This window comes from Streptomyces sp. NBC_00252 (assembly GCF_036187565.1).
In the GTDB taxonomy this organism is placed as follows: domain Bacteria; phylum Actinomycetota; class Actinomycetes; order Streptomycetales; family Streptomycetaceae; genus Streptomyces.
In genome coordinates this window covers 5,850,299-5,875,945 of sequence record NZ_CP108087.1, presented here as the reverse complement: position 1 = coordinate 5,875,945, position 25,647 = coordinate 5,850,299, and the positions used below count along the sequence as shown (strand labels likewise).

Genomic DNA, 25,647 nt, shown 5'->3' with positions numbered 1-25,647 from the left:
CCCGCATTTCAGGCGGCGTTCCCGGTGGCGCTGGAAGAGCTGCTGGGGCTCGCGGCCAGGAAGGACTTCCAGCCGCCGGCCGGGGCCTGGCCGACGTCGAGGCCGCGCAGCTTGGCGAGCACCTCGGGCTTCTGGACGTCGATCCAGTCGGTGAACTGCCTGAAGGAGACGAGGCGCACGTCCTCACCCTTCTCCTTCAACTGGGCGATGTGCTTGAAGGCCTGCTCGACGGCGTCCATGTAGATGCCGCCGTTCCAGTGCTCGAAGTGGTTGCCGATGAAGAAGGGGGCGCGGTTCGTCTCGTACGCCCGCTGGAAGCCGGAGATGTAGGCCTGCGCGGCCTGGGTACGCCAGCCCGGGTAGTTGTAGGCGGGCGCGTTGGTGGAGTTGACCGACTGGTTGGCCAGCATGTTGTAGTCCATCGAGAGGACCTCGAAGCTGTGCCCGGGGAAGGGGACGGCCTGCAGGGGGTAGTCCCAGACGCCGTTGCGCTTCACGGGCCAGACCTGACGGCCGCCGGGCGAGGAGGCGTCGTAGCGCCAGCCCAGCGAGCGGGCGGTGGGGAGCAGGTTGTCCTGGCCCAGCAGGCAGGGGGTGCGGCCGCCGACGAGCTCCTTCTCGTAGTCGAAGGGCAGGGACGGCAGGTCGTGCCAGCCGGTGTTGGTGCGCCAGTCCTTGACGAAGGACTTGGCCTGGTCGATCTCGCTGCGCCACTGCTGGGGCGTCCAGTTGGCGACCGTGCCGTGGCCGGAGCAGAAGTGGCCGTTGAAGTGGGTGCCTATCTCGTGGCCCTCGAGCCAGGCGCGGCGCACGTTGGTGAGCGTTGCTTTGACGTGCTCGTCGGTGAGGTAGCCGATGTCGGAGGCGCCGCGCGCGTTGTTCGGCGGGTTGTACAGGCGCTTCTTCGACTCGGGCAGCAGATAGAGGCCGGAGAGGAAGAAGGTCATGCTCGCGCCGTGCTGCTTGGCGAGGTCGAGGAAGCGGGGGAACAGGCCGTTGCCCACCTCGCCCGCGCCGTCCCAGGAGAAGATCACGAACTGCGGCGGGGTCTGGCCCGGCTCCAGCGGCACCGGCTTGGCGGGCTGCTTGGGCTGCGCGCCGGTGAAGGACGTGGAGCCGTCACCGATGGGCTTGGCGCGCGGCTCCATGGACTTGGTGGGGCTGCCGCCGGAGTGTCCCTTGCCCGAACCGCCGGAGGGGCTCGGCTTGTCCGAGCCGAGCGTCCCGCACCCCGCGAGTCCTACGGCCGCCGCGGCGCCCGCACCGACTCCGAGCGCGCCCCGTCGAGTGAGACTCCGCATTGCTTCCCCATCCGTCGCGTCCTCTGTGGTCTACCTGTGAGAGGACGCGACGGACAAGAAAGTTCGCCAAGAACGATGTGGGTTGCGAAACAAATGTCACAGAGCTGTCACCAGACCTGCCCCTGACGAGTGATCAACCGGTCCTTTTCAGGCGCCGAACGCCTTGTCCTTCCCCTTGACCGGCTTGGCGCCGGCGAGGAGATGGGCCGGGACGAGATCGCGGGCCGGCTCGGTGTAGCCGACGGACACGATCTTGTCGCCGCGGTAGGTGAACGTCGTCAGGGAGGCGAGGGTGCACTGCCGCTTGCGCGGGTCGTGCCACAGCCGCCGCCGCTCGACGTACGACCGCACGATCCAGATCGGCAGCTGATGGCTGACCAGCACCGCCTCGTGGCCGCGCGCGGCGTCCTTGGCGGCGTCCAGCGCGCCCATCATGCGGACGACCTGGTCGACGTAGGGCTCACCCCACGACGGCTTGAACGGGTTGACCAGGTACTTCCAGTTGTCCGGCTTCTTCAGCGCGCCGTCGCCGACGCCGAAGGTCTTGCCCTGGAAGACGTTCTCGGCCTCGATGAGCCGCCCGTCGGTCCCGAGGTCGAGGCCGTGCGCCTTGGCGATCGGGGTGGCGGTCTCCTGCGCGCGCTCCAGCGGGGAGGCCACGACGTGGGTGACATCGCGGGAGGAGAGGTGCTCGGCGACCCGGTCGGCCATCTGCCGCCCCAGCTCGGAGAGGTGGTAGCCGGGAAGACGGCCGTAGAGGACGCCGTCGGGGTTGGCGACCTCCCCGTGCCGCATCACGTGGACGACGGTGATGTCACTGCTGCTCATTCGGTGGCCTCCGCCGCCGCTCGGGCCGCCGCCGGGAGGGCGTCGGCGATCCGCTGGATGGCCCGTTCGTCGTGGGCCGTGGACACGAACCAGGACTCGAAGGACGAGGGCGGCAGATAGACGCCGTTCGCCAGCATCGAGTGGAAGAACGCGGTGAAGCGGTACGACTCCTGCGCCTTGGCGTCCTCGTAGTTGCGCACGCTCCGGTCGGTGAAGAACACGGAGAACATGTTGGAGGCCTGCTGGATCCGGTGCGCGACACCTTCCTTGGTGAGCGCCTCGGTGACCAGGGCCTGGATCTGCGCGGACACGGCGTCGATCGTGTCGTAGGCCGCGTCGTCGAGGAGGCGCAGCTGGGCGAGGCCCGCGGCGGTGGCGACGGGGTTCCCGGAGAGGGTGCCGGCCTGGTAGACGGGCCCGGCGGGGGCGAGGTGCGCCATGATGTCGGCGCGCCCGCCGAACGCGGCGGCGGGGAAGCCGCCGCCCATGACCTTCCCAAAGGTCATGAGGTCCGGTACGACCCCGTCGATCCCGAACCAACCGGCCCTGCTGGTGCGGAACCCGGTCATGACCTCGTCGGAGATGAAGAGGGCACCGTTCTTCCGGCAGGCGTCCTTGAGGCCCTGGTTGAACCCGGCGACGGGCGGCACGACACCCATGTTCCCGGGCGAGGCCTCGGTGATGACGCAGGCGATCTCACCGGGGTGCCGGTGGAAGGCCTCGTTGACCGCTTCGAGGTCGTTGTACGGCAGCACGATCGTGTCGCCGGCCTGGGCGCCGGTGACGCCGGGGGTGTCGGGCAGCGCGAAGGTGGCGACACCGGAACCGGCGGCGGCGAGCAGCGCGTCGACGTGACCGTGGTAACACCCGGCGAACTTGATGACCTTGGGCCGGCCCGTGAACCCGCGGGCCAGCCGGATGGCGGACATCGTGGCCTCGGTCCCGCTGCTCACGAGCCGCACCTGCTGCACGGGCTCGACGCGGGCGACGATCTCCTCGGCGAGCGCGACCTCGCCCTCACCGGGGGTGCCGAAGGAGGTGCCGCGCGAGACGGCGTCGTGGACGGCGGCGATCACGTCGGGCTGCGAGTGCCCGAGGATCATCGGGCCCCAGGAGCAGACGAGGTCGACGTACTCGCGCCCGTCCGCGTCCGTCAGATAGGGGCCGGTGCCGGACACCATGAAGCGGGGCGTGCCGCCGACGGCGCGGAAGGCGCGCACCGGGGAGTTCACGCCGCCCGGGGTGACGACCGCCGCGCGGTCGAAGAGACCCTGCGAGACGGGTGCGTCGTAGGGATACGGCAGGGCGTGCGGCGCCCCGCCCGCCCCTCCGCTGGGCGTTTCGCTGGGCGTTCCGCTGGACGTTTCGGTCATGACCTGCGACTTCTCCGGCTTCTCGGACTTCTCGGATGACTGGGGGTCCGGTGACTCAGTGACCTCCTCAGGGTAGGCGGCGGGAGAGCGGGCAGGGGCCCCCACCCGTCTGCGAGACTGGCACCTGATACACACAAGGACACACAGCTCATGCGGGCGCCGGTGTTCAGGGCTTGCGCAGATCCTGCGGACAGGTGTTTCAGCGCACGTTTCGGCGGGCGGCCGTGGGGGAGGTCACTGACACGATGATCGGGTTGCGCGGCGAGGGCCACGCGTCCTGGAAAAGCAGTCGGGTGGAGATATGCATCGCGGTGGCGGACTGGGCGAGGGGACTGACGACCTGGGTCCTCGGCGTGCCCGGCGGGGGAAGCACCGGCGCGACGCGGAGGAGGCCGCCGAGGCGGCACGGCAGAGTGGTCCCGGATCCGGTGGGTCCGGTGGATCCCATGTGGGTTCGGATGAGTCGGATCGCGACGAGCGCCGTATCGAACGTCGGATCGATCAGTTGCGGGCGGGGAGCAGGAATGGTGGTCGGGTGGGGGTGACCTACAAATACTTCGGCGCGCCCGACGGCGCGACCGCGGCCCGCGTCCCGATCTCGATGCGCCCCGAGGAACTCGGCGGCGACGAGCTCGGGATGAACGGCATGTTCACCAAGATCAAGCCGGAGACGATGGCCGCGATGGTCCTCACCGGCATCGAGGGCGTCCCGCTCAACAAGGTGCCCCCGCTGGAACTGGTGGTCCTCCACCCCGACTACGCCGTCGTCAAACTCCCGATGACGGTCGTCGACCCCCTGCGCGGAATCGGCGAGGAGGCGGTGGGCGCGGCGGCGTTCATCTGGTCGACGGTGCCGGACCGGGGTGGGCCTCGGGATGCGTTCAACGTGTACCAACTGCTGCATGAGTGGCAGGACTTCAGCCACCGGCTGCATGAGGCGGGGCATCAGCCCTATTGCCTTGTTTGGCCTTGAGGCGGGGGTCCGGCCTTGAGCTGCAGGTTCGGCCTTGAGGTGCGGGTTCGGCGTTGATGTGAGGTCACGTGAGGTGACGTGACGTCGGGTTAGGGGCGGGGTCTTCGGGCCTCGCCTTTTTCGTGTTCGGGGGGGGTGGGCGTCGGGCCTCGCTTTTCCGCGCCGAGGGGTCTTCGGGCGGCCAGGGTGCGTGGGGTTCGGTGGGGGCGCTGATGTGCCTGGGCCCTCCGGCCTACAACCGGGTGGTGAGGAGTTCCAGCGCCTCCTCCCAGCGGTAACGGTCGGCTCCGCCGCCGGCTTTCGGCCGGTGTGGCTCGTACGTGCCGATCAGGATGTCCATCTCGCGTAGCCGCTCCAGACTTTGGCGGTACGCGGGGTGGGCGGCCTGGGCGGAGTTGAGGTACGGCATAACCGCTGTGGGGATTCCCATGCCGTACGCGTCGCAGAGGATGCCCAGGGCAAGGTTGTCGGAGAGTCCGGCGGCCCATTTGTTGATGGTGTTGAAGGTGGCGGGGGCTACGGCGATGGCGTCTGCGGGGCGGGTCGGGCGAGGTTGGTCCGGGGTTCGCCAGGCCGAGCGGAGGGGGTGGCCGGTCTGGGCCTCGATCGCCTCCGGGTCGAGGAAGCCGAGTGCTTGTGGGGTGGTGACGACGCCTACGTCCCAGCGCCGTTGCTGTGCCGCGGTGATCAACTTGCCTACGTCGGGGGCGACTCCGGCGGCACAGACGACGATCTGGAGGAACGGCTGGTCGGACTGACTACTCACGCGTGGTCTCCAAGGAGGTGTGCTTCTCGTCCCGCAGTCAGTCTGGTCTCCAGTTCACTCGGGCCGGATTCGCCCAACGCCCAGAGACTGCTGATCCGTTGGGCCCACGACCAGAGCCAGTCGCCTGCATCCACAGGGGTGTGGACGGGCACAACGTGGATGCCATGGGCGGCGAACGGCTGGTGGTCGAGGTAGCGCAGGCCGCCGGTGCCACACAGATAATGGGTGCTGCCGGTGGCTACGGCGAGGTCGGCCAATCGCTCGGACCGGCCCTGACGGGTCGGGATGGCGCTGCTTTCCCACACTTCGCCATTCCAGCCGAGAGCGGTGAGCAGGGCGAGGGTCGATGTCCTCGCAAGGTCCGCCACACGGTCCGTGTTCTCGAACCGATCGAGAACCGCGTCCAGGACCTCACTCACCGCAGGCCAGTAGCGACCACGACCGTAGTACTGGCGAATCAGCAGGCTGACCGTTCGGCGAGACCGGCGTGGCTCGACAAGCAACGCCTGGTTGATGAGCGTCGGGCGTCCGTTGGGCAGGTGTGTGGGAAGCGTGAGCCACTGTTGCCTGCTCGGGTCGTCGAGGGCCGCGAGCCGGCTGCGGTGCTGGTAGTCCCGGCGCGCGAACTGAACATCGTCAAGGACGATCCACCGGTCGGCGGCGAACAGCTTGGCCAGTGTGGACAGTCGAGGAAGAAAGTTCGGCTGGTGAATCGCGCACACCCCGCCGCTCGCCCCGAGTCGACGTGCGTCAGCTGTTGATGAGTCGGCTGTCGAAGCCGACGCCCAGGAGGCGCTCGTAAGCATCATGCACATCCCCCGGTACGTTCTGCTCGACGGCGAAGCCGAGCTTCGGGTACTCGATCACCCGTTGCAGGTCCCCGACGAGCATGTCGACGACGAGCTTTTCGTCGCCGATGGACTTGATGTAGTCGTCCAACTCCAGAGGCTCGGAGGCGCAGACCACCTCGGCCTCGGGCCACAGCTTGCGGCAGGTCGCGTACGAGCGGCGTTCCATGTACGGCTTGGAGATCAGCAGCAACGACTCCACCTCCACGCCCGCCTCGGCCAGCAACTCCCGGGAGAAAGTGATGTTCTGGCCGGTGTTCGCCGCCTTCGACTCGACCATGATCGCCTCGTCCGGCACGCCCAGGCTCAGCGCGTGCTCGCGGTAGTGGACGGCCTCGCCGCGCGGGAAGCGGGCGCGGGTGGTGGGGCTGTTTCCGCCGCTGAACACGACGACGGGGAAGAGGCCGGCGCGGTAGAGGTCGGCGGCTGTGGTGGCGACGCCGAGGTCGTGGCTGCCCAGGCCGATCGCCGCCGAGCAGGGCCGCAGCTCGTGTCCCATCTGGTGGTAGTTCCAGATCAACGTCGCGTCGTGGAACTGCTCGTCGGTGATCTGGCGCTGATGGTGCTGCGGCACTGGCACTCCCTGGCTCATCCCTGCTGGCCCTTTCGGATGCCCTCGATGCTGCGCAACTGGTGGCTCAGCCCAAACTGCTGGGCCACCTGTGCCGCCTGGTCGAGGACGGACAGCCCATCATTCCGGGTCGCCGCATCTGACAGAAGGATGTGCCCGTACGCGGTGTCCAACCGCACTCGCTGCATCGGGGAGTCGACCGTGCCGGTGGTGCGCGCGATGTCGATGTAGTGCAGGGCTTGCTTCAGGTCGCCGGCGCCGCGCTGGGCCAGGGCGAGTTTCTGGTGTGCCACGGACCAGTCCTCCGGCTCGCCGAGTTCCTCGAACTCGCGAGTGGCAGCAGCCATGACGTTGGTGGCGTACTCGTTGTTGCCCTCCTTGCTCAGAGCCGTGCCGATCCACAACCGGGCTCGGGCTCGGTCCCGTCGGCTGAGCCGCTGGTCGGCGGCGAGTTGCTCGTACCATCGAGCGGAGACATCAAGCTGACCTGACATCTCCTGCACGACGGCGAGGGACAGCTCGATCTGGGCGACCCGGCGCGGGATGGCGAGCTCGGAGAACATGTCACGCGCGGTCAGGTAGGACTGTCGAGCGGACAACGGGCCGAGGATCGCGCCCTGGTCTCGTTGCACATCACCGAGCAGGACAAGCGAACGCCCGTACAGATAAAGGCCCTTGTCATCCAGGCCGTGCGCGTCACGGCTCGCCAGCCAGCGGTTCAACAAGGTGGCGGCAAAGGGGAAGTCCTGGCGGCTGACGCAGACCACGGCGCGCTCGATGTCCTCGGTCCAGGTCTCGTAGTCCGCCGGCCGCACGCTCTTCCGCTCCGGGAACAGCACCGCCTCGAACCGGGCATGGGCAGCAGCGTCGGCACGAGCGAGCGCGGTGTCGAGGATCGCCTGGGTATCAGGCCGGGGCTGGGTTTCGGCTCCCAGGCTCTCCCACTTGGCCACCGTACGCAGCGCGACACCCAGGTGCTCGGCGAAAGCCCGCATGCTCATTCGCAGAGCAGCGCGCAGAACGCTCGCTTCCCGGCCCGTCCACTGCCGCACGCCGACCACGGATTACCTCCCTCCGTCACGTATGGAAGCACTCTCGGTGACGACGTGGGGCGGGAAGTGCAACGGAAGTACAACAGCAGGTCATTTCAAGGCCGTTCACGCCGACCGACGCTGTGGACATGGACGACGAACTCATCACGGAACGCCGACGCGTCGCCTTTCCGCAGGTCTTCGGCTACCTACGACACGTCACCGGCGGCCTGGTCCGCCATGCGGCGCTCGTCGACTGCCTCACCGACTACTGCCGCCGACACGAACTGGCCCTCTGCGGCGTCTTCACCGACCGCGACGCCACGGTGGCCATCCACTCCCCCGCCTTCATCGGGCTGGTCGACACCCTCGAACTACCCGACACCTACGGCGCCGTGGTCCCCGCCCTCAGCCACCTCGGCCCCAGGGGCATCGGCACCGAACGCAAGCGGCAGATAGGGCGAACGGGCGGCCGTCTGATCGTGGTCCGCTCCTTCAAGCCGACCACGGAGTCCGCGCTTTCCGTCGGCACGAGCCCCAACCTCCGGCCGCAGGGGGACACATGATCTCCGTACGCGACGCGCTGCGCAGCGCACCCATGGTCAGCGACGTGCCCGGACTGCGTCTGCTGAAGGTCGGCGACGGCTGGGACCTCGTGCGCACCTCTGCCGAGACCGGTCTCCTGGCCCTAGCCCGCCTTCGCGGCACCGGTGCGCCGATCGGCCCGGTGCTCCACGACGGCCCCAACCAGCGCCTCTACTACGCCATCGCAAACGGCACCGCCGCCACCTGGGGCGACCTCCCGGTTCGGCACCTCTCCACCAACTCCTGGCTCGTGGCACCCGGCGCGGAGCGGCTCGACGACTGGTTCGGCGGCTGGTGCGAGCTACCGGACGACGACACCCTCACCGACGCGGACGCCCTCCGCACCGCGCTCCAACACCCGTACGTCGCCGGTGCCCAGAAAGAAGCACGCTCTGACGCCGGTATCTAGGGCCGGGCGCCTCCCACCAGACCCGGCAATACGTACTTCCGTCCGACCTGACCGCAAGGGGACATCCGTGACGCCCCACCTCGTTTCACCTAACACCGTCCTCGCCAACGCCCTTCTCCAACCCGAGGACGTCCTGACCCCACGCATCCTGGCCACGCCACCCGAGCAGATCGTGCTCGTCGTCGGCACGCAGATCAACGGCGCCCCGCATATCGGCACCTCGCTCGTCCAGGCGCTCTCCTTCGCCATGGCGGCCCGCCTGCGAGACCGCTTCGGCATCCCTACCGAGGTCCTCTTCAGCGCCCTCGACAACGCCCCGTACGAACTGGTCACGGACCCGGCCAGCGGCCACCGCTACCAACGCGCCTATGCCCAGGCCCTCGGCAACCAGGCCCTGACCGACCTAGTCGCCGCCCTGTACCAACCCCTGTTCACGGCTCTCTCCCGACGGCTGGGCATCCCCCACCGCATCGAGACCTACACCCAGCAACAGGCCGACGAACACTTCCGCCGCACCTGGCTGCGACTACTGCCCCGACTCGACGCCGCCCGCTGGTGGCTCGCCCCCTCCACCGGCACCCCACACCTTCGAGTCCCCTGCCCGCACCCCGGCTGCGGCTGGTCCGAGAAGCACACCGAACGCACGCGCGTGCACCTCACCGACCGAGAAGGTGCCGACGTCGATGCCGTCTGCCTCCACCACGGCCCCTACCAGGTCACCATCACGCCTACCGCCGGCGCCTACCTCGACTTGGCCACCCTGTACCGCAACCTCGTCAAGGAACTCGCCCTCACCAGCACGGGGGTAGGTGGAACTCTGCACGTCATGGTCAAGGGCGGCGACTGGGTCTTCGGCTCCCTCCTCGTCGACGAAGCCCTCCAAGCCGTCGGTCTGACCCGCGCCCAACTCCCCGCCCGCCTGTTCTGCCCGCAGATCGTCACCGACACCGGCGCGAAACTCTCCAAGTCCCTCATCCGCGAGGGCCACGTCCCCTTGCCCGGGGGCGCCGACGACTGGATGCTCGACACCCGACGATGGCCTGGCACCGGCTCCGAATATGCCGATCAACTGCTGGCTACCGCCGAAACGCTGCTGTCCGACCCCCGGCACTTCTTCCGCTCGTACTCCGCAGCCGAGATCGGCCGCCTGATCACCGCACCAGCCCCCAGGAGCCTTCCCTCCCCATGAGCAACACCACCCCGCACGTCCGCGAACTCAACCTCTACCGCCAGTACTTCGACCTCGTCGCCGCCGGCACCAAGACCATCGAGGTACGGGTCAAATACCCACACCTCGCCGGCCTGGCGGCCGGTGACGTCATCCGGTTCCGCATCAAGGGCACGGACGAGACCTGCGAGGTCGAGGTCAGGCGCGTGACTGAGTACCCCGACTTCGGCACCCTGCTCGACGGCGAAGGCCCCTCGAACGTCAACCCCACGGCCACCCGCGACGAGCAGCTCGCCAGCATCCGGGCCATCTACCCACCGGATAAGGAAGCCCTCGGCACTCTGGCCATCGAAATCCGGCTTCTCGACTGACCCGTCGACCGCCGCAGGCGTTTTATGCGCGGCCCAACCACGATGGAGACCGCCTCCAGCGGATGGAATCCAGCCGAAAGGTCCCAAGTCGCCTTCAGCCGGCCCGACGCGCTGTCACACTGCTCCGCAGGACGAGCAGCTCGTCCATGTTGACCTTGGGGGAGGGTTAGCGGTGGCGCAGATCCGTAAGGGGCATTACCGGGCAGCCACGTACGTCAGGCCGACAGTGGTCTCGGGGCGGGCGAAGAAGCCGTCGACTTGGGTCATCGTGACTCTGGCGATCGTGGCCATCGCCCTCTGGAACACGGTCTTCGGAAGCGACTCGGACAAGCCCAGTACAACACCCCAGCAGACAAGCCAAACTGCCCAGGTATCGCAGGCCCCATAGGCGCCCGAGGCTAACGCGGCTTTGAGCGCCCGATGCGGCCGGTCAGCCTCCGCCAGGCGGCTCCTCTCGTTGTAGCAGGCTCCGTAATCTGGCCATCTGACGGTTGCACAGCGCCCATGGCACTTGGCTGCTCTGCCCGAAGTCTCGTCCAGGCCACATGCCATTGCTTCACCTGTTCGTCCGGCACACCACAAGCGGACAAGAAGGCCGGTACAGCCGTCCATGTCCTGGGCAGGGTCTCGCGATTGAGCAGTGTCCTGACGCTGCCCTCCGAGATCCGCCCACCCGACCGTTGGCTGACCGCCTTCTGAGTCAAGCCAGAGGTTTCGCGAACCTCCCGGAGCCTGGCAATGAACCCTTCGGCAGTACGGACACCGTCTGGCGCAGGCCAAGCTCGACGGACCGAGTCAGAGCCAACCGAGGCGCCGATAGGGAGTCCCGGCAGGAAGGCTCGGTTCCGTCCAAGTGCTAGGCGGGCACTGGTATTCCTGTTGCGAGCTTGTGGCATGGGACGCGCCTTCGCGCCGAGCGAGAGTCGCAGATGCCGGTAGACGGCATCGAGCTCCAGCAACTCCGGCCCACCAGGTATGCCTAGGCGAAGAACTTCCAGAAGCTCTCCGGTGAAGGCCGTATACGTCTCACCGGGCGGAGCAAGGGCGTAGCTCGTCTCCGACGCTGCCGCCAAGAGGTAGCTTCCTTCGACGGATGCTTGATCCGCCAGTCCCGGTGTGCCAGCCATCGTCCCCAAGGCCAGGCCGCCAAAGCAGCAGTCCAACACGAGCACATGTCGGTCTGCGGGACCTGCCAGAACGGCCTGGCGCAACCAGTCGTAGGGTAGCGCCGAACCCACCCACCCCTGACGGGACTTGGGCAACGCGAGTTGCAAGGCGTTCTGCAGGTCGATCAACCCGTGTCCGGCGTAGTACACGAGCAGCGTGTCGTGGGCCTGCTCTACAGCGGATCGGAGCTCCGCCATCACTTCATCGTTGGATGCCGGGTTCGACACAACCACACAGTTCTGCGGTGCCAGCCCCCAAGAGCTAGGAAGAGAAAGGGCTTCTGCAAGTGCTGTGAGGTTGTTGGCGACAGCCGGAAGCTGTTCCAGGTGATCGAATTGGCTGGAGCCGATCAGGACGGCTCGTGATGCTCCTGGGTCAGGCAGCACGCTCACTCGCCCTGTCCCTCCCCGCTCTGCCCCTCGCTGAGGATCCGGATCACGCGCTCCACTTCCTCGTCGCTGCAGTTCGTGAGCGAGACCGTGGTGTCGTCACGGCTGATCGTGATCTGTGGGGTCTGCGGTCGCGTCCGTTTCCATGCCACGACGGCCATCACGAATGAGGCCGCGCTCCACCCGTTCTCGGTCACCAGCTGGATCACTTCGGCAGCAGAGCCCATGTGCCCTGGCTGGAGTGATCCTTCCTGCAGTTCCAGAGTGGCCGATCGGCGCGTAACGGCGTCACTCCGTAGCCATGCGTGGAGGGAGCGCAACTCACCCGCACCGTGTTCCATACGCAGATCAACGCGCACAAGGTCCCCCTGTCCCCGTTCCAACTGTCCTGCTTGGCGCCTGCGATCCCATCGTCGACCAAAGTCACAGTCCACGAGAGACATTCGCACGAACGGTGCGCGATTCCATCCCGATCACCGGTGGCTCTGCTGTGCAGACGCCCCGTGAACGGGTTCAACACACAGGGGGGTGAGAAACGCCGGTAACACACGAGAACTCCGGAGAGGCGTCTTCCCGGACCAGGCACGCTGTGGCCGACGTATCCGCAGGTCCCAGTTCCACCGAGGGATAATTCCTCAACAGTGGAATCCCGGCGGCCTCCAGATCCGCCGCCGCATCCCGCTCCCGGACCTCCAGCTCCTCCTCCGACAGCAGTCGGCGCTCTGCGGCGATCACCTGTCCGCCAGCATCGAAGGCAATGCCGACCTCCCACACCTCCGGCAACCGGTCCGGTTCCAGCTCGCTGCACCCCAACTTGCGCGCCGTAGTGCGCATCCAACCGACCTCATAACATGACATATCAGGCCACACTGCCGCAACGGATCTCACTCCGCCTCGTGAGAATGCGCCCTCCCAGAATGCAACGCAGAAAAAATCTCCGGTCGTGTCATGAGAATGGGCCTGCCACGCCTCTTCAGACATATACGGCCTCGGCCCTGGACCGCAGGGTGGGATGGCCACTGACTTTGAGGAGGAGCTCCGTGGAGATCGCGGGTGCGTTGCTGTCCATCGTCGTCGTCCTGGCTCCGAGCCTGAAGGGGTGGGTGGACAGCGTGTCCTACCGCAATCGGACGCAGGCCCGAGCGGCTCTGCTTCAGGCCCGGCGCGGGCGAGGGGATGATGGCAACAGCGGAGAGCAGGTCCGGAAGCGGGGGAAGAGCCGTGGCTGAGCAACCCGACGACGTATCGGAGGGAACCCTGGGAGCTCTGTACCGGGATCACCGTGGGAAAATGGAAGGGTTTGCTCGCCGCCTGCTGGCCGAGGAGCGGCTTCCGGAGTCCGTGCTGTCCGCCGAGGATGTGGTGCAGACCGCATTCGCCAAGGCTCTGCGCACCCCTGAACAGATCCGTGAGCCCCGTGCCTACCTCTACACCGTAATCCGCAGCGATGTACGGGCCTCAAGCCGGCAGAACCGACGGCGAGCGGCCCTGACCGCCATACCCGTCGGGCAGGCGCGATCGGCGGACATGCACGTCGCGGATTTCAGTGACCTGGTCGCGAATCGTGTGGCCGTGTACAAAGCCTTGTACGACCTGCCTCGTCAACAGCGGACTGCCGTGTGGGCGACCAAGGCGTTGGAGTACACGCACGCCGAGACGGCCGAGGCCATGAAGAAGAAGCCGGGGACGGTCGCCACCCATGTCGTTCGCGCGGTGGCAGCGCTCCGGGTCCACCTGACCGCTCTGCTCGTGGCGGGCATCATGGTGTTCTCTCTCGCAGGCAGCCGCTTCCTCAGGACGATGCAGCCTCCAGGGGGCAGCCCACACGCCCGACTTCCTCAGGTCCCGTCAGCCTCGACGTGGATCTACCTGGCCGGAGCCTGCCTGCTCGTACTCGGCCTAGCCAGCTGGGCGTTGAGGCTGTGGACGCGGCGCCGACGAGCCATCGAGGAGGGAGGAACGTTCGCACCGCGCCCCATCATGGACCGGATCCGAGATTCATTCTCGGGTAGTCAGTACAGCCGACCGGTACGGCGAAATCCGCGGCGCCAGACGTCGGTGTCCGAGGGCGATCTTCCCGAGGAGGAACTCCCGTACGGTGTCGTGCGCACACGGACACGCCTACCGGACTGGTAGTCACGAGTAACGCACTTGCCCCGAGGGCACATGAGCCTGGGAAACGGCGTCGACCAGTGAGAACAGTCGAGAGTCGTTTCCGCAGTTCAACCCTGTGCATTTTAGAATCCCCAGGTCACCACCTCGCCCCTCCCATTCGCTGCGCGAGTCACAGGGGCCTTGCACCTGCCGTGGAGGACACGGGGCGTGACTGTTTCTCCGATGCCCCCCACCCCGAGCAGGTCTAACGCGTCTGCATGGGACAAGGTGCAAGGCCACTGCTGGCTCCGAGCTATGCAAGGTCCGACGACCGCTGCTGTAGCTCGCTCTAGGGACCACCGCGAATACGCCGAAGCCCAGCCTGCGGGAACCGTGGAGTCGGCTTGGACGTCTGTGGAGCGTGAGCACCCGGGCATAAGGGGAGGCATCGTGCGGGTCCAGGTCAGTGTTGAAGGCGCGGATGAACGTGCGAAGGAAGCCGAGTTGAGGTCGCTGCACGGTTGGCTCCAATCGGACCGGCAGACGAGGAGTCTGACGGTCCCGAAGTTAGAGGCATTGGACTCGCTGGTACCGGGAGCGCAAGGGCCGGTGATCGACGTCCTGTCGCTTGTGCTCGGTTCGACCTTCAACGCTGCTTCCTTGGCAATGAGCCTCATCAGCTGGCGCGCCACGCGACCGCGTCAGCCCATCCTGACGGTTCGCCGACCTGACGGAACAACCGTCGAGATCAATACCGGCTCGTTGGCGGAGGCACGCGTCCTTCTCGAACAGCTCGGGCTCGAGTAGACGCGGCCGAGCTGTGGACCGCCTTCCCTGCCCTGAACGTTCACGGGCCGTGCTCATCGGTGCCAGCAGCTACTCCCATCTGGATGATCTGCCCGCCGTGCAGGCCAATGTACCCGCGCTAAGGGCGCTGCTATGTGGGCCCAACGCGCCGTTCCAAACAGAGAATTGTGCCGCCTTGGTCGACCCGGCCACCACCGTCGAGGTCTCGCAGGCCGTGCAGAAGGCGGCACGCGAGGCGACCGACACCCTGCTGGTCTACTACGCGGGGCACGGGCTCCTCGACGACAGGGGGGATCTACACCTGGCCCTCCCACAGAGCGACAACGCCTCCGTCTACGACACGGCTGTCCCCTACGACTGGATCAGGCGCCCCATCGAGTCCACCGGGGCAGCCCGCCGTGTCGTAATCCTTGACTGTTGCTACGGTGCGCGGGCGTTCGGTGTGCAGTCCGAGTCCGTCATCGACCTTGCAGAGGTGGACGGCACCTATGTGATGGCAGCCGCGAGAGAAACCGCCGTAGCGCTCTCTCCGCCCGGGGAGACCTTCACGGCCTTCACCGCGGAACTCATCGAGACCTTGAGCGGGGGCGTTCCGGGCGCGGGTGAGCTACTCGACCTCAATGTCATCTTCCGCCATGTACGGGGACGATTGAAGGCCCGGAGTCGGCCCACGCCTCTGGACCTGGACCGCAACGGCCTGGGCGCCACCCCTTTCATCCGCAACCGCGCCTATGTGCCAGCCGCGCCCTCGGCGGACGCCCAGCACGACATGCTGCACGTCCTGGAGTCAACGCCGCGTACCGCGACGGTCTCCCAGTTGGTGACGTGGGTGGGTCTGCTGAGCCATCAACGCTCGGCCACCGCGGGCGATCTCGTCCGTACGGCTCTGCAGGTACGAGCGGTCGCCGAAGTCGCCACATTCTTGGCCGCCCTCTTCGACGCCGGCCATCGCGCCCCAGCCGAGGCAGCACTGCCGACTCTGCTGCTGACCCGACCCGTGGAGGAGACGGCGCATCTGTTGGACCTGCTCCAAGCGATGAAAGCGGACGAGTGCCTTGTCAGTGTGTTGCAGCTCTCAGTTCGATTGCAGCCGACACAGCAAGCCGTTCAGCTGGCTGCGGCTCTGCGCCAGATGGGCCTCGCCGAACACGCACTCGCGCTACTCACAGGATTCGCACTGACCAGGGATGCGACAGAGGCAGTCGAGTTGATGCAGCAGCTGGCTCACGGCGAGCTGGCCTGTTCATTCTCCGAGGTGGCTCGGGCCGTCGCTGAGCGCCGTACGGCCTCCGACGTCACGGCCTTGTTCCTGCCTCTACTCACGGACGCCATACCGGATACCTCGAACCTCCTCTCCCAGGTCGTCGCAGAGAGACGTACTGCGATCGACGCTGCCGAGATGATCTCCGATCTGGTGCGAGAAGGGTACGAACACGAAGCACGGCAGATCTTCGCAGTCTGCATGAGCCAACGCGGACCTCAGTACCTGGCCGAGCTAGTCGCAGCCTTGCAAGCGAACCAACTGGCTGACGCCGCCGCCACGGCCCGACTCCTGGCGGTGCGGCAATGGCCTGCAGAGGACATCTCCCAGTTCGTCGCGCATCTTCTGGCGGTCGGCCAGCATCAACACGCCCTAGAGGCTGCCGTGGACACCGCGCGGGAGCGGACGGTCGAGGAGTTCGCCTCGATCACCTCGCACCTCACCGAACTGATCGCCGATCAGGCCATGGAAGCGCTTCTGGACGATGCGGCCCGAGCGTGTTCGCCCAGTCAGGCGGCCTACCTGGTAACTAAGCTGGACGCCGCTGGCCAGGACGGACCGGCAGACCGGATCTTCCGGCTCAGCCTTCACCGGCCCATAGGTCACGCAGCCGAGATGCTCCGGCACTTGGACCAGGCAGGATCACAATTTCTCAGCGACGCCGAGCTGTCCGGACTGTGGCAGACGCGCCCACCCAGCGACCTCGCCCGGCTCGCTGTGGCGCTTGAGCGATTGCTTCCACACAAGTCACAACTATTGCTCAGCATCGCCGAGCGCCCTGTCCACCAGGTGGCCACGATGGTCGACAGTCTGGAGAAAGCAGAGGGCAACTCACTGTCCAACAAGGTACTAAGGGCGGTTGCCGCCGACTGGGGTATGGCTGCGCAGGCGCAGCTCGTCATCGCGCTGGAGGAACGTTCACAGACCGGTTGCGCCCGGTACCTGGAGGAACGTGCCTCCAGCGCGAGGGGCTTCACCGAAGCCCTGCGCACTGCGCGCGACCAGGCCAAGCCTGCGGAACCCTGGTGGCCGTGGTGGCCACGACAACGGTTCGCATACCAACCATCACAGCACACGCATGTGATGTATCGGGTCAAACCTGAGGAAACCGTCAATGACATTGCAAGACGCTACGGCGTACGCCAAGCAGGCATCCTCGAAGAGAATGACCTCCGGGCCCCGTACACGATCTACGCTGGACAGGAGCTGAGTATTCCCCTGCTGTCCGATCGCAGGCGCTTCATGGTTCCGCCTTTCCCTCGGCGCCTTGCACCAGGCCGCGTCCATGCTGACGTCGAGCAACTGCAGAAGCTACTGAAGCGGGCCGGATATCTCGACCAACTCGTAGCCGAGAGCGATCATTACGGCCCCAAGACCTCCCAGGCGGTAGCCAGGCTCAACCGGGAGCATTTACTGGGCCGACCTCCATCCCTAGACAACGACCCCCGAATCACACGCAAGGGCTGGGACATCCTGCACCGCCTCGCAAAAGGGCGGTGATGCAAAGGGTTGCCTGCTCCCACACTCTCCCTCCTGGCTGTAGACACAGACACTTGGGAGATCTGGTGACACATGCCTCCAAGAATCTCCATTCACCCATAGTCATTCAGAGTCCGTGAGTTGGGCGAGCAACGCCACCATCGCAGTGGCGGCCACCAAGGCCGCCCCGACTTCCGGCGCATGCAAGGTCAGGACGGTGACGAGAACTCCGACCAGCAGGAGGACTACGAGGCGCACGCTGATCTGTTCCATGAGGATCTGCCTTCCGTGTGGCACCGACTGGGTTATGCATCCAGCGTGAGCGCTTCCCGGACGGCTCTGACGGCTCAAGACGATCGCTGACAGCATCGGCCAAGAACAGCCGCCGAATGACAGGCGTGACAGATCCTGACGGCCGTGGGTGCAGGCATCAACACGCCTGATTTACAGGGTCTGACTCAGAAGCACCAGGAGGGGGAGAGCTAATGGCCGCTCAGCCGTGGAAAAGACCCGATCTGGCTGACCAGCCTGATCTGAAGAAGCTGAACGACGAGCTCCACGACCTGAGGCTGGACGCGGGACTCCCATCAGCACGGACTATTCGCGAGAGGGTCGGGAAGGACGCTCAGGACTACTGGATCGTGAATCACCAGGCAGCGTTAGACACGTTCCAGAAGCCAGACCTGCCGCCGTGGGGCCGCCTTGAGGTAATCGTCCGTGTCCTGGCAGAAGCCGCTCGACACGGCGACGTAGACGGCGAAGTTGATCGTTTCAAGGGCCTGTGGAAGCAGGTCGTCAGGGAAACCGTCGCCCAAGCTTCAGTACACCCTCCGGCAGATACCACAGCGTCTGCCGGAGATGATGACGTGAATGACGCGACTGTTCCCTCCAAGGACTTGCCGAAGCAGGGCGCCGAGGGGGCCGAGGGCGCAAGCAGGCGGGCAGCAGCAGAGCCACCAGCCAGCACGGAGACGCCGACCAGCGCCGGCCAAGACTCTCCGCAGTTCAACTACGCGCATGAGTCCTTAAAGGGACTGGTCCTCAACGCGGCGCAGGCCCTGTGGTACGACAAGGAGGCATTGCGGGTGTTCCTAGGCGTAGTGCGCCGTAGTGAAGGCTTCGTCAGGATGGCTGATGCTGCGGAGGAGCAACGGCCAGCAAACGCGACGTTCTACGGAGTGAAGAGCAGAGAGTTCGAGGTGGGCCACTCACCTGCGCGGCTGGAGTTGGTCACGCTGCATCGCCGCCTCGACGAACAAAGACGGAAGCGCAAGTGGTCCTTCACTGCCATGGAGGAGCAGACGGGGATCTCATCGGATGCGTGGATCCGCTGGTACACCCACGGTGAGCTGCCCGAGCGAGAGGCACTTGTCGCCTTCTCCCACGTGGCGAGCCTGACGCAAGAAGATCACGTCCTGTTGCTCGGCCTGTGGGACGCGGCCCATGACGCGTTGGAGGTACAGAAACGCTCTGCCTCTTTGCCGTCCAGCATCAGCTTCGATGAAGCGTGGACCATGCGCGACCCTGCAGCACCGAGGTTGTGGGCACTTGCTGGTGTCGGGGGTGATGACCTGGCTGCATACGGCCCTGATCTGACCTCCGGTACGGCTCCCGCGTTCGTTGTGGCCGGGCCGGCAAAGTCAGGCCGCTCCACGGCACTGGTGAACATCGCACGCTCTTTGCTCGCATCTGGCACCCGGCTCGCCTTAGCCACGCCCAAGCCGTCGCCTCTCCGGGAGTTGGCTGATCAGGATGGCGTAGTGGCTTGCTTCGATCAAGACAACATCGGGCACGACGAACTCGCGGAGGCTCTTTCAGTGGCGTCCGCTGAAGAGCCGGTCGTTGTCGTGATGGACGACGCAGAGGTCTTGGGCAAGTGCCAGGCCCAGCGTGTGCTGCGGAACCTGTTAGAACACGGCTTCGATGAGGGTACGGCGCTGGTCCTGGCCGGCGATGAAGACAAGCTCGAGCCGAGCTATCCCTGGCTGGGCAAAGTGAAGAGAGCCCACCGCGGTCTCCTGCTGTCTCCTCAGGTGCGGCACGCCGGCGATTGGATCGGCATCAGGACCGGAGACTCCGTTATCGGCAGCCCCGTCACTCCTGGCCGAGGCTGGCTCCACCTTGGGGACGGCAAACTTATGACAGTGACCGTGCCGCAGTGAGGCTGCTATCTGATTGGGTGGCGCCCTCTCCTCGTGGCCCACGTCGGCTGGGCCTTCGGTGTCGTAGGCAGTGCGGGTGCGGTGGACGACGAGGACGCGGGGCGAGGTAGAGAATCCCGACCTCAATGGGTGTAAGCATCCAGTACGGATCCTTCGTCCCCAAGGTGGTGTCGCTTCTTCGTGGCTGGCGTAGACGGCGCCGAAACCAAGGCTGAGTTCGGCGCTGTCAGCGACTTTCATCGCAGCGATTCGGCGGACATCGGGGCTGCGGCTGGATCAGACCCCATCTGCACCGTCTCTGGTGGCAACGACCAACCCAGCCCCGAGCTCTGTCACTGGCTGGTCCACCACCCCCACAAAAGGCCCGCCACTGTCCTTAGCGCGACACCGGCCATCCACCGCACAACGAGCGCGGCCATCCGCCGCCGCAGCCTGGGCGTGTGCCACACGTACCGCGCCTTACGCCAGAGAATGCGCATTGCCTGTCCCATCCATGGACTCGACCAACCAAGCGACCGGTCACACGTCACCTGACCTGTTCGGATCGGGGTTCGGCGAGAAGCAACTTCCGCCGAACTGCAGGTATGTGGTGGTCAGACAGGTACGGAATAGGGTTCATAGAAGGTTCGGAACGAACGGGGAATTGGCATGGTGGACATTCCGGCGGCAGCATCGCGCCTGGCCGATGAACTGAGGGCAAGCCGGCGAGCATCCGGGCTCTCGTTCGGTCAGATCATCCAGCAGGGCATGCGGCAGTCTCCGCCCGTCGCCCTAACCAAGAGCACTCTCAGCGCGTGGTTCAGCGCCCAAAGTGTTCCGCGGGCCGGACGCCCTTTCGTATTCCTGACCGAACTTCTCGAAAGCCGCGCCGGTTCGAAGCCCGGGCCACAGTCTCGCGCTCGGTGGGAAAACCTACGCCGAGCGGCCGAGCAAAGCAGGACCCCAGCTCGCCTCAACGGTGCAGCGCCCGCGACCCGCGCTCAGAAGGAGTATCGCGATAAACCCCGCAACGCAGGGCTCCTGCGCGTAGGTCTGGTCCCGGACACAGCCGATGTACTCGTCGAGCGGGAACATCGTGATGCCCTGGCACACGCTCTGGACAGCCCTGAGGACAGCGACGGCGAGGACGCAGCTGACACAGCCGTTAGAGGGCGCGTCATCACAGGAACCGGAGGGGTCGGCAAATCCTGCCTGGCCGCCGACTACTGCCGTCGTGTCACCGAGGGGGCAGACGGTGGAGTGGACGTGCTGATGTGGGTGACGGCGAACACTACGCCTGCCGTAACCGGTGCCTATGCCCAGGCAGCCCGCGATCTCGAGCTGGTGGACAGCGGCGAGAACACCACTTATGCCGCTGAGCAATTCCTCAACTGGCTCCGTGTAACCGATCGCAGTTGGCTCATCGTTCTCGACGACGTGCACTCCCCCGGCGCGCTGGAGGGACTGTGGGCGCCTCGGCGCACCGCCGGTCGCGGCAGCGTCATCATCACCACGCGCAGCCGCGAGAGAGATCTCGTCATAGCAAGTGGTCATCCGTTCCTGTCTGTTGGCGTCTTCACTCCCAAGGAGTCCTTCACTCATCTGCGCAACACACTGCAACGGGCCGAACCCGCCGACCCCAGTACGGACGCGGAGCTGGCGGGACTCGCCAATGATCTCGGCCATCTCCCACTGGCGCTGTCGCGGGCAGCCGCATACCTCGACTACAACACCTCGTGCAGCATCACCCGTTACCGACATCTGCTCGCGGACCGTCGACTCACCCTCGAACGACTGATCCCTGCCGTGCGCGGCAGTGTTGCGACAAGCTCACTGGCAGCGCTGTGGGACATCTCCGTCGACCAGGCCGACCAGCACACCGGCATGCTGGCCCGGCCCATGCTCGAACTGGCCGCCGTCCTCGACGGGACTACCGGCATTCCCTCCCCTCTGTTCACCAGCGACGCCGCCCTCGATTGGCTGACCGAGCGCAGCAGAACAGACCTACCCGTCGACGAGTTCGAGGCCGAGCACACCCTGGCGACGCTGGACCGACTTCACCTCATCGATCACACCCCGGGCGAGGGCTGTGATGACACATGGCTGGTCCGCGTGCACCAACTCATCCAGCGTGCCGTGCGCGAGCAGCGACCTCCTGGTTCATCACCAGACATCCGGGCACAGCGCAGGAACACTGTCCTGCCGGCGGCTGCCCGCGCCCTACTTGAAATCTGGCCCGACACCGCCCACGACCAGGACTACGCACAGCGGCTGCGGGCCAGCGCCCGCTCGCTGGCCACCCATGATGAGGACGGTGAGAGCCACCCCCTGTGGCAGGACGACACCGCATACACCCTCCTGTTCCGGCTGGGCACGAGTGCAGGTGAATCCGGCGACATCTCCTGGGCACGCGCCCATTTCGACGCGCTCTGCTCCCTCGCTCACCGGCACCTTGGAGCCGACCACCCGCGCACGCTTGTCGCCCGCGGCGAGCTGTCCAGCTGGCAAAGCCGAGCCGGGGATCATGCCGGAGCAGTCGAGACCCTGGAGAGTCTTGAGGCGGACCACGTCCGGTTGTTCGGCGACGAGGCCCCCGAGACACTCGTGACTCGTCACAACCTTGCAGTCGTGCGGGGTGAGACGGGCGACACACATGGCACCGTAGCCGCCCTCACAACGATTCTCGCTGTCCGGCGGCGCAACGAAGCCGACCGTGGCGCGATACTCGCCACTCTCCACAACCTTGCTTACTGGAAGGGCGTCGCGGGTGACGCAGCAGGGGCTGTTGCCGCCTACCGCGAGCTGATTCCAGTCATGGAAGAGGAGTTCGGTACCGACGCCGACGGCACCCTGACCGCACGCCACAACTTGGCCCGGTGGCAGGGTGAGGCAGGCAACCCCGCCGAGGCCGTGAGCTTGCTAGAAGCGCTGCTACCCGACCAGACACGAGCGCTCGGGCCTCGGCATCTGCGCACCTTGACCACCCGGCAGAGCCTTGCCCGCTGGCGGGGAGAAGCGGGCGAGACAGACAAAGCCACCGACGGATATCAGGGGCTGATCTCCGACATGGGTGAAGTCCTGGGCACAGACCATCCTGAGCTGCTCGCATCCCGCCACAACCTCGCCCATTTGCAGGCAAGAATCGATCCGACCGCCGCGGCAGAAGACCTCGCCGCCGTCATCGCCGACAGAACCCGAGTACTTGGCCCTCACCACCCAGACACACTCACCTCCCGACATAGCCACGCCCTGTTCCTGGGCTGGGCGGGAAAGCCCCATAAGGCTGTACAAGCGCTGGAGCGAGTCCTCCGCGATCAGCGACTCCATCTCGTGCCTGAAGACTCAGGCATTCTCAGCACCCGTCATAGCCTCGCCGTCATGCGTGGCTTTGCAGGAGCACCCCAGGCAGCCATCTCCGCACTGCAAGAGCTCCTCCCCGATCAGGAACGCGTCCTGGGCCCCGGACACCTCCGAACCCTGGCGACCTTCGACGGCCTTGGCCACTGGCAGGCCGCAACGGGCGACGCACAGACGGCAAGCGACACCTACCAGGCCCTGCTGACCCACATCGAACGCCACCTCGGCCCTGATCACGTAGCCACATTGTCGGTACTAGACAAGCTCGCCATGTGGCGCGGACGCGCTGGCCACCCCAGGGAAGCCGTCCGTGTCCTCACCCGGATGCTCACCGACACACGACGCCTCGTAGACCCTGCTCATCCCATCGTCCCCACCATCAGGAACAACATCGCCTATTGGCTGAATGAGGCCGACATTGCGGAACAGCGCCACCGACGCTGAGACACAACCACAGGATCCGGAAGCCAAGGGGATTTCCTGGTTGGTATGGCTGTCGCCGTTCAGGGTTGGCAACGCTTTCGTGTGGTCGAGCATCCCTCAGCAGTTGATGTATCGCACGTTCCTGGGGTCGGCCTAAGCGAACAAGGAGAGCGCCGACGGCAGCATCCGCTCCATCAAGCTGGACTGAACCACGGTCCCCCGATCAGGCTGACCGACGGCCCGGCCAAGCGTACGTACCGCGCGGGCGACCGGCTATCGAAGGGGAACGCGACGATCATACGAAGGCGCTCCTCCGCAAGCAGGGAGTGTTCACGCGCAACTCGACGACGCGAAGACCCTTTGCTAAGCCCCTCATCGACGCACTGCGCTAGACGAACGGTTCGTCGGACTCCCGCGTCGACCTCCACCGCGCACCTGCAGATCTGCTTTCGGAGCCGACGGCATGCGCTGTCGGCCTGCTCACTCGGAGGAGCAGGGGATGCCGGGTGGCACCGCCACCTCGACCCCAACACCCCCTTCCCAGAACACGCGTTCGAAGTGAAGGATGGGGGCGATCGCGTGTCAGTTCGGCACGTCGCTCGTTAGGCAGCGCAGTCGGAGCGCCGAGTGAGCAAGCGCTGATGGCCCTTGTCCGCTCGCTACGGGAGGGGACTCATGGGCGATCGCAGCTCGATCGAGTGGACTGAGGCGACGTGGAATCCCACCACAGGATGCGACCGAATCTCCCCCGGGTGTGACAACTGCTACGCCCTGGCGTTATCCAGGCGCCTAAAAGCGATGGGGGCTGCCAAGTACCAGGCTGATGGGGACCCCAGGACATCCGGACCGGGCTTCGGCCTCACCGTCCACTCGGATGCGCTGTCCATCCCGCGCCACTGGAAGGCCCCACGCATGGTCTTCGTCAATTCCATGAGCGACCTCTTCCACGCCAAGGTTCCCCTGGACTTCGTTCGCCAGGTCTTCCAGGTGATCGCCGAGACGCCACAGCACACCTACCAGCTACTGACGAAGAGAGCGCGCAGGCTCCGACGAGTGGCAAACGAGCTCGACTGGCCGCCCAACCTGTGGATGGGAGTCTCCGTCGAAAACGCAGATCATCTGGATCGCGTCGACGACCTGCGACAAGTTCCCGCCGCAGTGCGCTTCTTGTCCTGCGAGCCATTGCTCGGCCCACTGCCCGGTTTGCGCCTGGACGGCATCGGCTGGATCATCGCCGGCGGGGAATCCGGACCCCACCATCGTCCAGTGCAAGAAGAGTGGCTGGTGCAGATCCGCGACGCTTGCAGCAACGCCGATGTGCCGTTCTTCTTCAAACAATGGGGCGGCCGTACCCCCAAGTCCGGGGGCCGCGAGCTGGACGGGGCGACCTGGAGCGAGATGCCTCCCCGACTGCCTGTGGCAGCACAGTAACGGCCAAAGTCCAGCAGGCGCCGTACGCACTCTGGTGACATGAGGCGACCGTGTGTGACCCTCTCCCCAGCAAGGCCGACAGAAGTGGGGGAGCGGTCATGGCCGTGCCGAAGGCTGCCGTGTGGGAACGCGATCCGCACACAGCCGCAAAACATGACTTACTCAGGAAGTACTTGGAAGCGTGGGCACCGATTCTGCTGTCGCGGAACGACTTGATCAGCTACGCAGAAGGTTTCGCCGGGGCGGGGATCTACAAGCACGGTGAGCCCGGTTCTCCGGTCATCGCCTACGACGTCTTCACCGGCGCTCTGCACAGGTACCCGAAGCGCATGCGCATGATCCTCATGGAAGAGGACCCACGGCGGGTTGAGGAATTGGAGCGCCAGATGGCGCTCGTCCGATCCAGGCACACGGACGACGTCACCGAACGAGTAGCCGTCGACATACGGCACGGGGACTATCACCCGTCACTCCTACAGAAGCTGCGCAGCATCGGCTCGTTAGGAAAACCACTCTTCGTCCTTCTGGACAGCTTCGGTGGACCCGATATCCCGTACTCGCTGCTACACGAGCTGGGTCGCTACCGCAGCACCGAAGTGATGGTGACCTTCGAGCCCAGCTTCCTTACCCGGTTCGCACAGAACCACGACGGCCACCGCCAACGTGGCGACGAAGCTTTCGGCAGCCAGGACTGGCAGGCCGTCTTCCAGCAGCCTTCCCCACTCAAGTTCGCGTTCTTGCGGGAGCAGTACCGGGACACTCTTCGCCGGGCCGGCTTCTCGCACACGCTGTACTTCGAGATGGTCGACGAGGGCAGCAGGAAGCTCTATCTGAACCGCCCCGGTTCGAATGGAGACTCGATTTCATGAAAGGA

24 protein-coding genes are annotated in these 25,647 nt (G+C 65.9%); 12 read left to right on the top strand and 12 right to left on the bottom strand.

The window, feature by feature from the left end; genetic code table 11:
* Window positions 1–8 precede the first annotated feature (8 nt).
* The 3 genes from OHT77_RS25890 to hemL all read right to left on the bottom strand — a co-directional run bounded on the left by OHT77_RS25890 (window position 9) and on the right by hemL (window position 3,433).
* Window positions 9–1,301: a hypothetical protein gene (locus tag OHT77_RS25890; RefSeq protein WP_328830851.1), complete on the bottom strand. Its 1,293-nt coding sequence runs from the start codon at window positions 1,299–1,301 to the stop codon at window positions 9–11.
* Window positions 1,302–1,448: 147 nt separating this feature from the next.
* Window positions 1,449–2,129 (bottom strand): histidine phosphatase family protein, encoded by a 681-nt coding sequence (locus tag OHT77_RS25885; RefSeq protein WP_328830850.1) that lies wholly within the window; start codon window positions 2,127–2,129, stop codon window positions 1,449–1,451.
* A complete protein-coding gene (gene hemL, locus OHT77_RS25880; protein ID WP_328834346.1) occupies window positions 2,126–3,433 on the bottom strand; it encodes a glutamate-1-semialdehyde 2,1-aminomutase in 1,308 nt (435 codons plus the stop codon). Before hemL ends, OHT77_RS25885 begins: the two co-directional genes overlap by 4 nt.
* 370 nt (window positions 3,434–3,803) lie before the next feature.
* On the opposite strand from hemL, the gene OHT77_RS25875 reads away from it, so the two are divergent.
* Window positions 3,804–4,475, top strand: coding sequence for a hypothetical protein (locus OHT77_RS25875; RefSeq protein ID WP_266769625.1), 672 nt, complete (start codon window positions 3,804–3,806; stop codon window positions 4,473–4,475).
* A gap of 232 nt (window positions 4,476–4,707) precedes the next feature.
* On the opposite strand, the gene OHT77_RS25870 is transcribed toward OHT77_RS25875, so the two are convergent.
* Genes OHT77_RS25870 through OHT77_RS25855 form a run of 4 tightly spaced genes read right to left on the bottom strand, consistent with a single transcriptional unit; the run spans window position 4,708 to window position 7,721 of the window.
* A complete protein-coding gene (locus OHT77_RS25870) occupies window positions 4,708–5,241 on the bottom strand; it encodes a flavoprotein (RefSeq protein ID WP_328830849.1) in 534 nt (177 codons plus the stop codon).
* Entirely contained in the window at window positions 5,238–5,963 is a 726-nt protein-coding gene (locus OHT77_RS25865; protein ID WP_328830848.1) for a WbqC family protein, read from the bottom strand. Before OHT77_RS25865 ends, OHT77_RS25870 begins: the two co-directional genes overlap by 4 nt.
* A gap of 28 nt (window positions 5,964–5,991) precedes the next feature.
* Entirely contained in the window at window positions 5,992–6,681 is a 690-nt protein-coding gene (locus OHT77_RS25860) for a YdcF family protein (RefSeq protein ID WP_328830846.1), read from the bottom strand.
* On the bottom strand, window positions 6,678–7,721 hold the full coding sequence (locus OHT77_RS25855; RefSeq protein ID WP_328830845.1) for a helix-turn-helix domain-containing protein: 1,044 nt from the start codon (window positions 7,719–7,721) through the stop codon (window positions 6,678–6,680). The genes OHT77_RS25860 and OHT77_RS25855 overlap by 4 nt, the downstream gene beginning before the upstream one ends.
* A gap of 119 nt (window positions 7,722–7,840) precedes the next feature.
* Between OHT77_RS25855 and OHT77_RS25850 the strand changes: the two genes are divergently transcribed.
* From OHT77_RS25850 to OHT77_RS25835, 4 genes are all read left to right on the top strand, one after another.
* Window positions 7,841–8,257 (top strand): hypothetical protein, encoded by a 417-nt coding sequence (locus tag OHT77_RS25850; protein WP_328830844.1) that lies wholly within the window; start codon window positions 7,841–7,843, stop codon window positions 8,255–8,257.
* Window positions 8,254–8,685, top strand: a complete 432-nt coding sequence (locus OHT77_RS25845) for a hypothetical protein (protein WP_328830843.1) — start codon at window positions 8,254–8,256, stop codon at window positions 8,683–8,685. The genes OHT77_RS25850 and OHT77_RS25845 overlap by 4 nt, the downstream gene beginning before the upstream one ends.
* Before the next feature lie 67 nt (window positions 8,686–8,752).
* Complete coding sequence (locus tag OHT77_RS25840) at window positions 8,753–9,874, top strand: hypothetical protein (protein WP_328830842.1); 1,122 nt, start codon at window positions 8,753–8,755, stop codon at window positions 9,872–9,874.
* The gene (locus OHT77_RS25835; protein WP_328830841.1) at window positions 9,871–10,224 is read left to right on the top strand and encodes an ASCH domain-containing protein; all 354 of its coding nucleotides are present in this window, start codon (window positions 9,871–9,873) and stop codon (window positions 10,222–10,224) included. Before OHT77_RS25840 ends, OHT77_RS25835 begins: the two co-directional genes overlap by 4 nt.
* Window positions 10,225–10,419: 195 nt before the next feature.
* Here OHT77_RS25835 and OHT77_RS25830 read toward each other — a convergent pair whose 3' ends face one another.
* The 4 genes from OHT77_RS25830 to OHT77_RS25820 form a co-directional block, all read right to left on the bottom strand.
* Window positions 10,420–10,554: a hypothetical protein gene (locus OHT77_RS25830; RefSeq protein WP_328830839.1), complete on the bottom strand. Its 135-nt coding sequence runs from the start codon at window positions 10,552–10,554 to the stop codon at window positions 10,420–10,422.
* 68 nt (window positions 10,555–10,622) lie between these two features.
* Window positions 10,623–11,777 carry a caspase, EACC1-associated type gene (locus OHT77_RS45055; RefSeq protein WP_443048217.1) on the bottom strand — a complete coding sequence of 385 codons (1,155 nt, stop codon included), beginning with the start codon at window positions 11,775–11,777 and terminating at the stop codon, window positions 10,623–10,625.
* A gap of 2 nt (window positions 11,778–11,779) precedes the next feature.
* The gene (locus OHT77_RS25825) at window positions 11,780–12,121 is read right to left on the bottom strand and encodes an effector-associated constant component EACC1 (RefSeq protein WP_328834345.1); all 342 of its coding nucleotides are present in this window, start codon (window positions 12,119–12,121) and stop codon (window positions 11,780–11,782) included.
* A 172-nt stretch (window positions 12,122–12,293) separates the two neighbouring features.
* Window positions 12,294–12,614: a hypothetical protein gene (locus OHT77_RS25820; protein WP_328830838.1), complete on the bottom strand. Its 321-nt coding sequence runs from the start codon at window positions 12,612–12,614 to the stop codon at window positions 12,294–12,296.
* Window positions 12,615–13,001: 387 nt separating this feature from the next.
* Here OHT77_RS25820 and OHT77_RS25815 point away from each other — a divergent pair, with 387 nt between their 5' ends.
* From OHT77_RS25815 to OHT77_RS25805, 3 genes are all read left to right on the top strand, one after another.
* Entirely contained in the window at window positions 13,002–13,916 is a 915-nt protein-coding gene (locus OHT77_RS25815; protein ID WP_328830837.1) for an RNA polymerase sigma factor, read from the top strand.
* Between the two features lie 201 nt (window positions 13,917–14,117).
* Complete coding sequence (locus tag OHT77_RS25810) at window positions 14,118–14,681, top strand: effector-associated constant component EACC1 (RefSeq protein ID WP_328834344.1); 564 nt, start codon at window positions 14,118–14,120, stop codon at window positions 14,679–14,681.
* A 49-nt stretch (window positions 14,682–14,730) separates the two neighbouring features.
* Window positions 14,731–17,442: a caspase, EACC1-associated type gene (locus OHT77_RS25805; protein ID WP_328830836.1), complete on the top strand. Its 2,712-nt coding sequence runs from the start codon at window positions 14,731–14,733 to the stop codon at window positions 17,440–17,442.
* 102 nt (window positions 17,443–17,544) lie between these two features.
* Here the strand turns inward: OHT77_RS25805 and OHT77_RS25800 are convergent, their stop codons facing one another.
* Window positions 17,545–17,694, bottom strand: a complete 150-nt coding sequence (locus OHT77_RS25800) for a hypothetical protein (protein ID WP_328830835.1) — start codon at window positions 17,692–17,694, stop codon at window positions 17,545–17,547.
* A gap of 212 nt (window positions 17,695–17,906) precedes the next feature.
* Here OHT77_RS25800 and OHT77_RS25795 point away from each other — a divergent pair, with 212 nt between their 5' ends.
* The 4 genes from OHT77_RS25795 (at window position 17,907) to OHT77_RS25780 (ending at window position 25,642) form a co-directional block, all read left to right on the top strand.
* The gene (locus tag OHT77_RS25795; RefSeq protein WP_328830834.1) at window positions 17,907–19,583 is read left to right on the top strand and encodes a hypothetical protein; all 1,677 of its coding nucleotides are present in this window, start codon (window positions 17,907–17,909) and stop codon (window positions 19,581–19,583) included.
* Window positions 19,584–20,231: 648 nt separating this feature from the next.
* Window positions 20,232–23,363, top strand: coding sequence for a tetratricopeptide repeat protein (locus OHT77_RS25790; protein ID WP_328830833.1), 3,132 nt, complete (start codon window positions 20,232–20,234; stop codon window positions 23,361–23,363).
* 654 nt (window positions 23,364–24,017) lie between these two features.
* Window positions 24,018–24,773: a DUF5131 family protein gene (locus tag OHT77_RS25785; protein ID WP_037746808.1), complete on the top strand. Its 756-nt coding sequence runs from the start codon at window positions 24,018–24,020 to the stop codon at window positions 24,771–24,773.
* Between the two features lie 98 nt (window positions 24,774–24,871).
* Window positions 24,872–25,642 (top strand): three-Cys-motif partner protein TcmP, encoded by a 771-nt coding sequence (locus OHT77_RS25780; RefSeq protein WP_328830832.1) that lies wholly within the window; start codon window positions 24,872–24,874, stop codon window positions 25,640–25,642.
* Window positions 25,643–25,647: the final 5 nt, after the last annotated feature.

Excerpts from the sequence above, each read along its gene's own strand:
- OHT77_RS25810 (WP_328834344.1), top strand. The coding sequence starts at position 14,118 with ATGCCCCCCACCCCGAGCAGGTCTAACGCGTCTGCATGGGACAAGGTG.
- OHT77_RS25795 (WP_328830834.1), top strand. The coding sequence starts at position 17,907 with ATGGCCGCTCAGCCGTGGAAAAGACCCGATCTGGCTGACCAGCCTGAT.
- OHT77_RS25825 (WP_328834345.1), bottom strand. The coding sequence starts at position 12,121 with ATGGAACACGGTGCGGGTGAGTTGCGCTCCCTCCACGCATGGCTACGG.
- OHT77_RS25885 (WP_328830850.1), bottom strand. The coding sequence starts at position 2,129 with ATGAGCAGCAGTGACATCACCGTCGTCCACGTGATGCGGCACGGGGAG.
- OHT77_RS25890 (WP_328830851.1), bottom strand. The coding sequence starts at position 1,301 with ATGCGGAGTCTCACTCGACGGGGCGCGCTCGGAGTCGGTGCGGGCGCC.
- OHT77_RS25835 (WP_328830841.1), top strand. The coding sequence starts at position 9,871 with ATGAGCAACACCACCCCGCACGTCCGCGAACTCAACCTCTACCGCCAG.
- OHT77_RS25875 (WP_266769625.1), top strand. The coding sequence starts at position 3,804 with ATGCATCGCGGTGGCGGACTGGGCGAGGGGACTGACGACCTGGGTCCT.
- OHT77_RS25780 (WP_328830832.1), top strand. The coding sequence starts at position 24,872 with ATGGCCGTGCCGAAGGCTGCCGTGTGGGAACGCGATCCGCACACAGCC.
- OHT77_RS25860 (WP_328830846.1), bottom strand. The coding sequence starts at position 6,681 with ATGAGCCAGGGAGTGCCAGTGCCGCAGCACCATCAGCGCCAGATCACC.
- OHT77_RS25850 (WP_328830844.1), top strand. The coding sequence starts at position 7,841 with ATGGACGACGAACTCATCACGGAACGCCGACGCGTCGCCTTTCCGCAG.
- OHT77_RS25800 (WP_328830835.1), bottom strand. The coding sequence starts at position 17,694 with ATGGAACAGATCAGCGTGCGCCTCGTAGTCCTCCTGCTGGTCGGAGTT.
- OHT77_RS25785 (WP_037746808.1), top strand. The coding sequence starts at position 24,018 with ATGGGCGATCGCAGCTCGATCGAGTGGACTGAGGCGACGTGGAATCCC.
- OHT77_RS25845 (WP_328830843.1), top strand. The coding sequence starts at position 8,254 with ATGATCTCCGTACGCGACGCGCTGCGCAGCGCACCCATGGTCAGCGAC.
- OHT77_RS25820 (WP_328830838.1), bottom strand. The coding sequence starts at position 12,614 with ATGCGCACTACGGCGCGCAAGTTGGGGTGCAGCGAGCTGGAACCGGAC.
- OHT77_RS25790 (WP_328830833.1), top strand. The coding sequence starts at position 20,232 with ATGGTGGACATTCCGGCGGCAGCATCGCGCCTGGCCGATGAACTGAGG.